We start from the raw sequence: 11,915 nt of genomic DNA, 5'->3' as shown, positions 1-11,915 counted from the left end.
ACCATGACCACTCCAACTCCAGCGGTAGCAGTCGATCAAAGCCTGCTGTATCCGTCCCCGTACAAAGAATTCTGGCAAGCCTTCTCCAAGAACAAAGGCGCGGTTGCCGGCCTGCTGTTCATGCTGCTGATCATCTTCTGCGCGCTGTTCGCGCCGTGGGTTGCGCCGCATAACCCGAGCGAGCAATACCGTGACTTCCTGCTGACGCCGCCGGCGTGGCTTGAAGGCGGGCAGATGCAGTTTTTGCTCGGTACCGATGAACTGGGTCGCGACCTGCTGTCGCGTCTGATCCAGGGTTCGCGCCTGTCGCTGCTGATCGGCTTGTCGTCGGTGGTGATGTCGCTGATCCCGGGGATTCTGCTTGGTCTGTTCGCCGGCTTCTTCCCGAAGATGATTGGCCCGACCATCATGCGTCTGATGGACATCATGCTGGCCCTGCCGTCCTTGCTGCTGGCTGTGGCGATCGTCGCCATCCTCGGCCCTGGCCTGATCAACACCGTGATCGCTATCGCTGTGGTGTCCTTGCCGTCCTACGTACGTCTGACCCGTGCAGCCGTGATGGGCGAACTGAACCGCGACTACGTGACCGCCGCGCGCCTGGCCGGTGCCGGTCTGCCACGCCTGATGTTCATCACCGTGCTGCCGAACTGCATGGCGCCGCTGATCGTTCAGGCAACCTTGAGCTTCTCCTCGGCGATTCTCGATGCCGCCGCCCTGGGCTTCCTCGGCCTTGGCGTACAACCGCCAACCCCTGAGTGGGGCACCATGCTGGCCTCGGCCCGCGACTACATCGAACGCGCCTGGTGGGTGGTGAGCCTGCCCGGTTTGACCATTTTGCTCAGCGTGCTGGCAATCAACCTGATGGGCGACGGTCTGCGCGATGCGCTGGACCCGAAACTCAAGAACGCCGCCTGAGGAGATTCCAATGTCACTGTTAGAAATCAAGAATCTCAACGTTCGTTTCGGCGACAAGACGGCTACGCCCGTTGTTGATGGACTCGACCTGAAAGTCGACAAAGGCGAAGTGCTGGCCATCGTTGGCGAATCGGGTTCGGGTAAATCCGTGACCATGATGGCGCTGATGGGGCTGATTGAGCATCCCGGCATCGTGACCGCCGACTCGCTCAGCTTTGACGGCAAAGACATGCTCAAACTGAGCAATCGTCAACGTCGGCAAATCGTCGGCAAAGACTTGTCGATGGTGTTCCAGGACCCGATGACCGCGCTCAACCCGAGCTACACCGTCGGTTTCCAGATCGAAGAAGTGCTGCGCCTGCACCTGAAAATGTCCGGCAAGCAAGCGCGCAAACGTGCGATCGAACTGCTGGAAAAAGTTGAAATCCCAGGCGCCGCGAGCCGTATGGACGCCTACCCGCATCAACTGTCGGGCGGTATGAGCCAGCGTGTTGCAATCGCCATGGCGATTGCCGGCGAACCGAAACTGCTGATCGCGGATGAGCCGACCACGGCACTCGACGTGACGATTCAGGCACAGATCATGGATCTGCTGCTGGCGTTGCAGAAAGAACAGAACATGGGCCTGGTGCTGATCACCCACGACCTCGCCGTCGTGGCCGAAACCGCCCAGCGCGTGTGCGTGATGTACGCCGGTCAAGCCGTTGAAGTCGGTCAGGTGCCACAACTGTTCGACATCCCGGCGCACCCGTACAGCGAAGCGCTGCTCAAGGCGATTCCTGAACACAGCCAGGGCGCCGAGCGTCTGGCGACGCTGCCGGGCATCGTCCCGGGCCGTTACGACCGACCGCAGGGTTGCCTGCTCTCGCCACGCTGCCCGTACGTGCAAGACAGCTGCCGCACGCAGCGTCCGACCCTTGATCCGAAAAGCAACAGCCTCGCCCGCTGCTTCTACCCGCTGAACCAGGAGGTGGCGTAATGGCCGTCGTACTTACCGCCCGCGACCTGACCCGTCACTACGAAGTCTCCCGTGGCCTGTTCAAGGGCCACGCGACCGTGCGCGCCCTCAACGGTGTGTCGTTCGAACTGGAGGCCGGCAAGACCCTCGCGGTTGTCGGCGAGTCGGGCTGCGGCAAATCCACCCTCGCCCGCGCCCTGACACTGATTGAAGAACCGTCGTCCGGTTCCTTGAAAATCGCCGGCCAGGAAGTGGCCGGTGCCGACAAGGCCCAGCGCAAGCAACTGCGCAAAGACGTGCAGATGGTGTTCCAGAGCCCGTACGCGTCGTTGAACCCACGGCAGAAAGTCGGTGACCAACTCGGCGAGCCGCTGCTGATCAACACCAACCTGTCCGCCGCCGAACGTCGCGAAAAAGTCCAGGCGATGATGAAGCAGGTCGGCTTGCGTCCCGAGCACTACCAGCGTTATCCGCACATGTTCTCCGGCGGTCAGCGCCAGCGGATCGCCCTCGCTCGCGCGATGATGCTGCAACCGAAAGTGCTGGTGGCGGACGAGCCGACCTCGGCGCTGGACGTGTCGATTCAGGCGCAGGTGCTGAACCTGTTCATGGATCTGCAGCAGGAGTTCAACACCGCCTACGTGTTCATCTCGCACAACCTGGCGGTAGTGCAACACGTGGCCGATGACGTGATGGTGATGTACCTCGGTCGCCCGGTGGAAATGGGCCCGAAAAACGACATCTACGAACGCCCTCTGCACCCGTACACCCAGGCGTTGCTGTCGGCGACCCCGACCATTCACCCGGACCCGAACAAGCCGAAAATCAAAATCGTCGGCGAATTGCCCAACCCGCTGAACCCGCCGCCGGGCTGTGCGTTCCACAAGCGCTGCCCGTATGCCACCGAGCGTTGCAGCACTGAAGAGCCGGCCCTGCGCCCTCTCGACAACCGCCAAGTGGCTTGCCACTACGCGGAGCAGTTCCTCGACGGCGCGGCGTAAGGCACAACACCTGTAGGAGCTGCGGCACGCTGCGATCTTTCTTTTGATTTTTAGAATCAAGATCAAAAGATCGCAGCGTGCCGCAGCGCCTACAGGGATTGAGTTGTTTGTGATTCAAGTGTTGAGCAAACCCCTTCCACCTCGATTGCGCATCGGTCGAGGTAGAAGGGGTTTTCTTTTGCCTGAAATCTACGTCTGGCTGTCGCCCTCGTCATCGCTGTCCGGCTCATCGGTTGTCGAGTCGTCATCATCCTCGCTGCCGCCCTGCCCCTGATCACCCGGCTCGGACTCGGACTTGGCCAACATCAAGCCGCTGTGCCCCACCTGCCCGTTAAAGGCCTGGGAATCATGATCCTCGCACTCGGCCCAGGCCGTCGCGGTGCCGAGGGACAGCATGACCATCACTTTCAACAGCAGTAAAACCCGTAGAAACCTGTTTTTCATGATCGATTCCATCCTGTGCAGGTGAAACACCAATGCCGATCCGGCGCTGAATGAAATCTAGTTCCGATCAGCCGGGTTCACCAGATAGGACGTTATCGAAGCCATAGAAATGCCGTCGCCCGGCAGAACGCTTTCGAATAATCCCTAGTACCGATTCGGCTAAGCAGCACGTGCAGCCATTTAGAGGGTGGACGCACGGGTTGCCCGCCACGCCAACGGGATCGCCGCCAGCGCGAGTACGGCACTGACCACCCAGACACTGTGCCCGCCAAATTGGCCGTAGATCTGCCCGCCCAGCACTGGCGACAACAGTGCGCTGGCGCTCCAGCACATGAAGAACAGGCCGAAGTACTGCCCGCTTTTGCCACCCTGTGCGTGTTGCATGACCAGCACATTCAACGGCGGCATGAACAGCGCCTCGCCCAGTGTCCAGATCAGCGTCGACAAACAGACATAAGCCAGCCCGGACCCCAGTGGCAACATGCCCAGCCCGATGGCCAGCAACACGCAACCGGCGACCAGTTGTGCACGCACGCCCCAGCGCTCGCCCCAATGGCTCAGCGGAATCTGCAAGGTCACCACCAGCACCGCGTTCAAGGCGAACTGCCAGCCGATGGCCTCGGTGCTCAAACGGTAGTAATCGGTGAGGTAATTGCCAAGCATGCTGTAGACAGTGTCGAAGGCCATGCCGAGCAGAACGGCCGCAGCCAGCAGCCATAGAAATGGCCGGTCGCGATAGGGGACACCAGGGGATTCAGCGCTGTCGGCTGAGTGCTCCGGTGCGAGCACCGAACGGCGCCATGTCGTGCGGACAAACCACAGCAAGGCCAGCAACGTCATCGCCGCACTGGCGAAGAACACCCAGCGAAAATCAGTCTGCGCCAGCACCCCGCCAGCAATGCCGGCGGCGGCCATCCCAAGGTTGCGCGCGACCCGGCTCAAAGCCTGCGCGCGTGAGCGTTGCGCGGTTTCGCAATACTCCATGATCAGCCGCTGATGCAGCGTGCGGATCGCCCCATCGAGTACGCCACTGAACAGCAACAACGCCGCGAGCCAAGGCACATCGGTGACCAGCCCCAACAACAGCAGAGTCCAGGCCGACATGAAAAACAGCGCCGCCGTAAGCCGCGCCGTGGGAAAGCGGTCGCTGAGCAACCCGCCGACCATCGAACCGATCAACAGTCCCGCGCCGTAACCGGACAGCAGCCAGCCAACGGTCTCAATCGCCAGCCCCAGTTCCTGACGCAGATACAGCGCCATGAACAACTTGACCATGCTGCTCAGACGATTGATGAACAGCAGCGCCGCGAGCACCCAGGCCATGACGCCGAAATAGCCGTCCAGTCGTAACAGGTGAGTCAGTCGACTCGTCATTCCATTGACCTCTCAAAGCGACGTTCGTGAACCTGAAACACTAACGGCCAGCTCGCTGGTTGTCGCGCTCAAGTATGCCGAGATCACAAAAAACGGAGTCGCCCTACAACCCCCTGTAGGAGCTGCCGCAGGCTGCGATCTTTTGACTTTGCTGCTTTCGGCAGCTCAGTTGTTGAGTGAACTCAGCTAGAAAATGGTCGTCTGTAAGGCCGCCATCGCTGGCAAGCCAGCGCCCACAGAAAAGCAAAATCAAGATCAAAAGATCGCAGCCTTCGGCAGCTCCTACACAGGATGAGCGCAAGCTCGGCTGCAGCTCTTGATCTTGATCCACAGGCCGCGTCGGCAGGCTGAGTGGAGGGATTGATCCGGGGGTGGGCGCGAAGCGCCGTTTGGCGGAGCCAAACACATCGAAAGGAGGTGCAGCGAAGCAAACCGGAAGCGATGCGGCCGGATCAATTCCGGAGCGAAGGAACCCCGAGCCTCAGCGAGCGGGCCGTACGTTGCGGCAAGCCTTTTTGGGTACTTTTTCGGCGTTTGGAAAAAGTACCTCGCCGTAAGGGCGAAACCGCCAGCCGCACCCCCCGCAGAAACAGATATGCACCCAAAACCAAACAAAAAAGCCCCCGAGGCGTACACCTCAGGGGCTTCGGACAAAACAGCTCAGCGCTTAGTGATGCTCACGCGTCGCCCGGAATTTCACATCCGGCCAACGCTCTTCCATCAACGCCAGGTTAACCCGCGTCGGTGCGAGATAAGTCAGGTGACCACCGCCGTCCAATGCCAGGTTCTCCACAGCCTTGTTGGAAAACTCCTCAAGCTTCTTCTTGTCGTCGCATTCAATCCAGCGCGCCGAGTAAACAGTGATCGGCTCATACGAGCACTCGACCTTGTATTCCTCTTTCAAACGACTGGCGACCACATCGAACTGCAGGACACCCACGGCGCCGAGAATGATGTCGTTGCTGCGCTCCGGGAAGAACACCTGGGTCGCGCCCTCTTCGGCCAATTGCTGCAGACCTTGGCGCAGTTGCTTGGATTTCAGCGGATCGCGCAGACGCACACGACGGAACAGTTCCGGCGCAAAGTGTGGGATGCCGGTGAAGCTCAGGGCTTCGCCTTCGCTGAAGGTGTCGCCGATCTGGATCGTGCCGTGGTTGTGCAAACCGATGATGTCGCCCGCAAACGCCTCTTCCAGTTGCTCACGCTCGGAAGAGAAGAACGTCAGGGCGTCGCCAATGCGCACGTCCTTGCCGGTACGCACATGGCGCATCTTCATGCCTTTTTCGTATTTGCCGGAGCAGATACGCATGAAAGCGATGCGGTCGCGGTGTTTCGGGTCCATGTTCGCCTGGATCTTGAAGATAAAGCCCGAGAACTTCTCTTCCACCGGCTCGACAGTCCGCTCGTTGGCGACACGGGCCAGTGGACGCGGTGCCCAATCCACCACAGCATCAAGCACGTGGTCGACACCGAAGTTGCCCAATGCAGTACCGAAGAACACCGGGGTCAGTTGACCGTCGAGGAATTCCTGCTGATTGAACTCGTGGCAGGCACCCTGCACAAGCTCAAGCTGTTCGATGAAGCGCTCGTACTCGTCGCCCAGATGCGCGCGCGCTTCGTCGGAGTCGAGCTTCTCGATGATCTTGGTTTCGGTGCGTTCGTGACCGTGACCGGCGGTGTAGACAATGATGTAGTCGTCGGCCAGGTGATACACGCCTTTGAAGTCGCGGTAGCAACCGATCGGCCAGGTGATCGGCGCAGCCTTGATCTTCAGGACGGCTTCGATCTCGTCGAGCAGTTCGATCGGGTCGCGGATGTCACGGTCGAGTTTGTTGATGAAGCTGACGATCGGCGTGTCACGCAGACGGCAGACGTCCATCAGCGCGATGGTCCGTGGCTCAACACCTTTACCGCCGTCGAGAACCATCAATGCCGAGTCCACCGCCGTCAGGGTGCGGTAGGTATCTTCGGAGAAGTCTTCGTGGCCCGGGGTGTCGAGCAGGTTGACCATGTGGTCGCGATACGGGAACTGCATGACCGACGTGGTAATGGAAATACCACGCTGCTTCTCCATCTCCATCCAGTCGGATGTCGCATGGCGGTCGGATTTACGGGATTTCACCGTGCCGGCCACAGCAATCGCCTTGCCCATCAACAGGAGCTTTTCGGTGATCGTGGTTTTACCGGCATCGGGGTGGGAAATAATGGCGAAAGTGCGGCGTTTCGCGACTTCGGCGGCCTGGTTGGTCATGGGAAATCGCCTGGCGGTGATTCAAAAAAGGGCCGCGATTATAGCCCAAGTCAGTGCAATAACCGAACCGTTGAGCACATTAAGGGTGGCCAAATGCTGCCTCAGATGGGAACCTTTTAAAGCACGGAGACGTCCATCCCCTGTTACGACATTTCGTCAGGGGCTGAAAAATCAGCAAGTTAGCCTGACGAGGCTGCGCTCATGGCTCGCTTTCAGACCGCTTTTTGCCGGTGCTGAGGGAGCTGCTTCTCGCGAACGTTTTTCCCGGCAGCCAAGGTTTGGCATGCCACACGGGATTGCGCTCGCCGACTATAAAAAAGGAGTCCGCCTGTGGCTATCCGCTATGGCAAAGGGCTGATGGGAGGTGCGGTGGTTATCGCGCTCCTGGCCCTGCTGGTCCACTGGATCGGCATCAACACGATCGAACACTACCGCGACGATTTGTTGTTTTACCTGCAAGCTCATCTGATTCTCGTCCTCGCTTCAATGCTGGCCGCCCTTGTCGTGGGCATCCCCGCCGGCATCTTCCTCAGTCGCCCGACCATGGTCGGCCGTGCTGAACGCTTCATGCAGATTTTCAATATCGGTAACACCGTGCCGCCGCTGGCCGTTCTTGCGATTGCCCTGGGGATTCTGGGCATCGGCAGTGGTCCGGCGATCTTCGCTTTATTCCTCGCCTCGTTGCTGCCGATTGTGCGCAACACCTACGAAGGCCTGAAGAACGTTCAGGGTTCACTCAAAGAAGCCGCCGTCGGCATCGGCATGACCCCACGTCAGGTGCTGTGGCGAGTCGAGTTGCCCAACGCCGTGCCAATCATCGTCGGTGGCGTGCGTGTCGCGCTGGCGATCAACGTCGGGACCGCGCCGCTGGCGTTCCTGATCGGCGCCAACAGCCTTGGCAGCCTGATCTTCCCCGGCATCGCCCTGAACAATCAGCCGCAACTGCTGCTCGGCGCCGCGTGTACCGCGCTGCTGGCCTTGCTGCTCGATGGCGTGGTCACCCTCGCCAGCCGTCTCTGGCTGGAACGCGGTTTGCGCCCGTCTTAAGGCTCTTGCGAAGGAATGAATATGAAACGACTTAGCTTGATCTCAGGCCTGATCCTGAGCAGTGCCCTGCTGTTCGCAGGCATCGCCCAAGCCGCAGAAAAACCGGTTATCCGCATCGGTGCCCGGGTGTTCACCGAGCAAACCCTGCTCGCGGAAATCACCTCGCAATACCTGCGCAGCAAAGGCTACGACGCGCAGGTCACCGGCGGTCTGGGCAGCAACCTTGCCCGCAGCGCCCACGAAAGCGGGCAACTGGACATGCTCTGGGAATACACCGGCGTCTCCTTGGTGGCCTACAACCATGTCACCGAAAAACTCGACAGCGCCCAGTCCTATGCCCGGGTCAAAGAACTCGACGCGAAGAAGGGACTGGTCTGGCTCACGCCGTCGAAATTCAGCAACACCTACGCCCTCGCCCTGCCGAAAAACGTCGCCGAGGAATATCCGCAGATCAGCAACATCAGCCAGTTGAACGAAGTGCTGCGAGCTGAAGCCAAGACCAATCACCTGGTGGCGCTGGACACCGAGTTCGCCAACCGTTCCGACGGTCTGGACGGCATGGTCAAGCTCTACGACATGAACCTGAGCCGCAAGAACATCCGCCAGATGGATGCGGGGCTGGTCTACACCGCACTGCGTAACGGTCAGGTGTTTGCCGGTCTGGTTTACACCACTGACGGTCGCCTGAATGCCTTCGGCCTCAAGCTGCTGGAAGACGACAAGCACTACTTCCCCGACTACACCGCAGCTCCCGTAGCGCGTCAGGCCTACCTCGACGCGCACCCGAAACTCGCCGAGCAGCTCAAGCCGCTGGCCGAACTGTTCGATGACGAAACCATGCGCCAGCTCAACGCGCGGGTCGATGTCGATCATGAAAGCCCGTCGTCGGTTGCCGCCGATTTCCTGCGCCAGCATCCACTGAATTAAGAGAGGAGAAGTCATGGAATTCTTGAACGCCTTTTCCCATCTCGACTGGCAGCAGGTGATGCACCTGACCTGGCAGCACATCACCCTGGTCGGCATCGCTGTGACGCTGGCGATCGTCGTCGGTGTACCACTTGGCATTCTGATGACGCGCTTCCCGACACTCGCCGGCCCCTTGCAGGCCAGCGCCACGGTGCTGCTGACCGTGCCGTCGATTGCCCTGTTTGGTTTGCTGCTGCCGTTCTACTCCAAGTTCGGCCAGGGCCTCGGCCCGATGCCGGCGATCACCGCCGTGTTCCTTTATTCACTGCTGCCGATCATGCGCAACACCTACCTCGCCCTCACGGGTGTGGAACCGGGCATTCGTGAAGCCGCACGCGGCATCGGCATGACCTTCGGCCAGCGCCTGCGCATGGTCGAGCTGCCGATCGCAGTGCCGGTGATCCTCGCTGGTGTGCGCACCGCCGTGGTGATGAACATCGGCGTGATGACCATCGCCGCGACCATCGGCGCCGGTGGCCTCGGTGTGTTGATCCTCGCTTCAATCAGCCGCAGCGACATGTCGATGCTTATCGTCGGCGCGCTGCTGGTCAGTCTTCTGGCGATTTTTGCCGACCTCTTCCTGCAGTGGCTGCAACGTTCGCTGACTCCAAAAGGATTACTCAAATGATCGAACTTCAAAACCTCAGCAAGACCTTCCAAAGCAACGGCAAAGATGTGAAAGCCGTGGACTCGGTGAGCCTGACCGTCAATGAAGGCGAAATCTGTGTGTTCCTCGGGCCATCGGGCTGCGGCAAAAGCACTACGCTGAAGATGATCAACCGCCTGATCAAACCGACCTCGGGCAAGATCCTGATCAACGGCGAAGACACCACCGATCTCGACGAAGTGACCCTGCGCCGCAACATCGGTTACGTGATCCAGCAGATCGGTCTGTTCCCGAACATGACCATCGAAGAGAACATCGTCGTGGTGCCGAAACTGCTCGGCTGGGACAAACAGAAGTGCCACGACCGCGCACGCGAACTGATGAGCATGATCAAGCTTGAGCCCAAGCAGTATCTGCATCGCTATCCACGCGAGTTGTCCGGTGGCCAGCAACAGCGCATCGGCGTGATCCGCGCACTGGCAGCTGATGCACCGCTGTTGTTGATGGACGAGCCGTTCGGTGCGGTCGACCCGATCAACCGCGAGATGATCCAGAACGAGTTCTTCGAGATGCAACGGGCGCTGAACAAGACCGTGATCATGGTCAGCCACGACATCGACGAAGCGATCAAGCTGGGCGACAAGATCGCGATCTTCCGCGCCGGCAAACTGCTGCAGATCGATCACCCGGACACACTGCTCGCGCATCCGGCGGACGACTTCGTGAGCAGCTTCGTCGGTCAGGACAGCACGCTGAAACGCTTGCTGTTGGTCAAGGCTGAAGACGCGGCGGACAACGCGCCGTCGGTGAGCCCGGAAACCCCGGTGGCCGATGCGCTGGAGTTGATGGACGAGCATGACCGTCGTTACGTGGTGGTTACCTGTGCCGAGAACAAGGCACTGGGTTACGTGCGTCGTCGCGACCTGCACCGCCAGACCGGCACCTGCGCGCAGTACCTGCGTGAGTTCAACGCCACGGCGGCGTACGACGAACACCTGCGCATCCTGCTGTCGCGCATGTACGAGTTCAACCGTGCGTGGTTGCCGGTGATGGATGCCGAGCGAGTGTTCTTGGGCGAGGTGACGCAGGAGTCGATTGCGGCATATCTGAGCTCGGGCAGATCCCGTGGGGGCAAGACCAGCATCGTCTCTCCCGCCGAGACTGCACCGGCCTGACAGAAGGCCGCATGCGTCTCTTTCAAGGGGCACGGGCGGTCCGCTCTGATCAGGAAGAAATGGCCTGGTCTGCGGGGATGAACTCGAACCGCACATCAGCCGCCGTTGTCTGCGGCAACGTGATCTTGATCGCTGGAATCCAGATACCCGTCTGCCCCTTGAAATCTCGCTGGTCATACTGCGCGCCGGCCTTGCCCGTATCGTTCACATAAAAAACCGCCTCGATCGGCAATGTCGCCCCCAGGTTCTGTGCCCACTTGGCCAGACGGAACTCATTCTGCGTACTAAAAGCGAAGGCTCCCCCTTGCCCCTGAGCCTTGACCGCTTCGTTAAAGGCGGTCGTGGCTCCCTGATCCAGAACATCGCGTACATCAAAACCGCAGAGCGAGCCATATTTGCTCGACTGCTGATTGTAATGCGCCAGGTATTGGGCAGCGGTATTAATGCCTTGGGATTGGCACGGCCGACTGGACGCTAACCCCGGGGTTTGGCCACAGCCCTGATCAGTACGAGCGGTCGTTGCACCATCCACCGGAAAGAAACAAAGTATTTCCGGCTCGATTTTTCCGATCGGTTTGAAAAAATAGGGATACAGGATAAATCCATTGTTATAGCCGAAGACCAGCTTGCTGAACTTCGCGTCAGCTCTAAGGTAGGAAAAAGATACCCCCGTAGACGTTGGATTGGGGTTCCAGAAATGAAACTGGGTGGAGTGTTGTGTAGCTCTCAACATGACGCCGGAACACAGAAATGCAGGTGCTCTCGGGTTGTCTCGGCACATGTTGACTTTATTGTGGTAGGCCTCCGTCAGATAGGCCGCGATTTGCGGCCCGGTGCCTGCGGCCATCACCCCCGATGCCTGGGCGCCAATCTGTTGCTCTTGATGAACGGCAACCGTTGGCGTCAAGACCTCATGCCTCACGCATCCGGACAGCGTAAACACAATCAGCCATAGCCATAATCTGTTCATTACGATTCTCCCTGCGCTCGTTTGATTAATGAACTGCCGGGTCGATCATAGAAATAAAGCTGGGCGTAAACACCTGTCAGAAATACTAGTGTTTCACCCCTTTTCAAGGCCTATTCGAAATTAAAAAACCAGGCCTTATTTCTGTTTTTCTATGATGCGCGGAGGGTGTCAAACGGAGCGCCGGGGAACATCAGCCTGTCATATCGG

The 11,915-nt window shown here is 59.5% G+C and carries 11 protein-coding genes; 7 read left to right on the top strand and 4 right to left on the bottom strand.

The annotated features are described in order from the left end of the window. Positions 1–3: 3 nt before the first annotated feature. From ACA074_RS04185 to ACA074_RS04175, 3 genes are read left to right on the top strand one after another with little or no spacing between them, the layout of a single operon-like run. On the top strand, positions 4–915 hold the full coding sequence (locus ACA074_RS04185; RefSeq protein ID WP_187676745.1) for an ABC transporter permease subunit: 912 nt from the start codon (positions 4–6) through the stop codon (positions 913–915). 10 nt (positions 916–925) lie between these two features. Beyond that, positions 926–1,894 (top strand): ABC transporter ATP-binding protein, encoded by a 969-nt coding sequence (locus ACA074_RS04180; protein WP_187676744.1) that lies wholly within the window; start codon positions 926–928, stop codon positions 1,892–1,894. Continuing rightward, complete coding sequence (locus ACA074_RS04175) at positions 1,894–2,874, top strand: peptide ABC transporter ATP-binding protein (protein WP_053117064.1); 981 nt, start codon at positions 1,894–1,896, stop codon at positions 2,872–2,874. Before ACA074_RS04180 ends, ACA074_RS04175 begins: the two co-directional genes overlap by 1 nt. A gap of 189 nt (positions 2,875–3,063) precedes the next feature. Here the strand turns inward: ACA074_RS04175 and ACA074_RS04170 are convergent, their stop codons facing one another. From ACA074_RS04170 to ACA074_RS04160, 3 genes are all read right to left on the bottom strand, one after another. After that, a complete protein-coding gene (locus ACA074_RS04170; protein ID WP_497616417.1) occupies positions 3,064–3,318 on the bottom strand; it encodes a hypothetical protein in 255 nt (84 codons plus the stop codon). A gap of 180 nt (positions 3,319–3,498) precedes the next feature. After that, entirely contained in the window at positions 3,499–4,692 is a 1,194-nt protein-coding gene (locus tag ACA074_RS04165) for an MFS transporter (RefSeq protein ID WP_497678499.1), read from the bottom strand. 667 nt (positions 4,693–5,359) lie between these two features. Further along, positions 5,360–6,943: a peptide chain release factor 3 gene (locus ACA074_RS04160; protein ID WP_187676741.1), complete on the bottom strand. Its 1,584-nt coding sequence runs from the start codon at positions 6,941–6,943 to the stop codon at positions 5,360–5,362. A 357-nt stretch (positions 6,944–7,300) separates the two neighbouring features. On the opposite strand from ACA074_RS04160, the gene ACA074_RS04155 reads away from it, so the two are divergent. Genes ACA074_RS04155 through ACA074_RS04140 form a run of 4 tightly spaced genes read left to right on the top strand, consistent with a single transcriptional unit; the run spans position 7,301 to position 10,738 of the window. After that, positions 7,301–7,990 carry an ABC transporter permease gene (locus tag ACA074_RS04155; RefSeq protein ID WP_178120922.1) on the top strand — a complete coding sequence of 230 codons (690 nt, stop codon included), beginning with the start codon at positions 7,301–7,303 and terminating at the stop codon, positions 7,988–7,990. A 21-nt stretch (positions 7,991–8,011) separates the two neighbouring features. Next, complete coding sequence (locus ACA074_RS04150) at positions 8,012–8,917, top strand: glycine betaine ABC transporter substrate-binding protein (protein ID WP_497678498.1); 906 nt, start codon at positions 8,012–8,014, stop codon at positions 8,915–8,917. 13 nt (positions 8,918–8,930) lie between these two features. Further along, positions 8,931–9,584, top strand: coding sequence for an ABC transporter permease (locus ACA074_RS04145; RefSeq protein WP_007915307.1), 654 nt, complete (start codon positions 8,931–8,933; stop codon positions 9,582–9,584). Beyond that, complete coding sequence (locus ACA074_RS04140) at positions 9,581–10,738, top strand: osmoprotectant ABC transporter ATP-binding protein OsmV (RefSeq protein ID WP_489879249.1); 1,158 nt, start codon at positions 9,581–9,583, stop codon at positions 10,736–10,738. The genes ACA074_RS04145 and ACA074_RS04140 overlap by 4 nt, the downstream gene beginning before the upstream one ends. Before the next feature lie 49 nt (positions 10,739–10,787). On the opposite strand, the gene ACA074_RS04135 is transcribed toward ACA074_RS04140, so the two are convergent. Then, positions 10,788–11,708 (bottom strand): hypothetical protein, encoded by a 921-nt coding sequence (locus tag ACA074_RS04135; RefSeq protein ID WP_497678497.1) that lies wholly within the window; start codon positions 11,706–11,708, stop codon positions 10,788–10,790. Positions 11,709–11,915: the final 207 nt, after the last annotated feature.

The sequence above is a fragment of the Pseudomonas sp. LBUM1655 genome (genome assembly GCF_059716085.1).
This window is presented reverse-complemented; position numbering and strand designations above follow the sequence as displayed.

Excerpts from the sequence above, each read along its gene's own strand:
- ACA074_RS04185 (WP_187676745.1), top strand. The coding sequence starts at position 4 with ATGACCACTCCAACTCCAGCGGTAGCAGTCGATCAAAGCCTGCTGTAT.
- ACA074_RS04180 (WP_187676744.1), top strand. The coding sequence starts at position 926 with ATGTCACTGTTAGAAATCAAGAATCTCAACGTTCGTTTCGGCGACAAG.
- ACA074_RS04175 (WP_053117064.1), top strand. The coding sequence starts at position 1,894 with ATGGCCGTCGTACTTACCGCCCGCGACCTGACCCGTCACTACGAAGTC.
- ACA074_RS04170 (WP_497616417.1), bottom strand. The coding sequence starts at position 3,318 with ATGAAAAACAGGTTTCTACGGGTTTTACTGCTGTTGAAAGTGATGGTC.
- ACA074_RS04165 (WP_497678499.1), bottom strand. The coding sequence starts at position 4,692 with ATGACGAGTCGACTGACTCACCTGTTACGACTGGACGGCTATTTCGGC.
- ACA074_RS04160 (WP_187676741.1), bottom strand. The coding sequence starts at position 6,943 with ATGACCAACCAGGCCGCCGAAGTCGCGAAACGCCGCACTTTCGCCATT.
- ACA074_RS04155 (WP_178120922.1), top strand. The coding sequence starts at position 7,301 with ATGGGAGGTGCGGTGGTTATCGCGCTCCTGGCCCTGCTGGTCCACTGG.
- ACA074_RS04150 (WP_497678498.1), top strand. The coding sequence starts at position 8,012 with ATGAAACGACTTAGCTTGATCTCAGGCCTGATCCTGAGCAGTGCCCTG.
- ACA074_RS04145 (WP_007915307.1), top strand. The coding sequence starts at position 8,931 with ATGGAATTCTTGAACGCCTTTTCCCATCTCGACTGGCAGCAGGTGATG.
- ACA074_RS04140 (WP_489879249.1), top strand. The coding sequence starts at position 9,581 with ATGATCGAACTTCAAAACCTCAGCAAGACCTTCCAAAGCAACGGCAAA.
- ACA074_RS04135 (WP_497678497.1), bottom strand. The coding sequence starts at position 11,708 with ATGAACAGATTATGGCTATGGCTGATTGTGTTTACGCTGTCCGGATGC.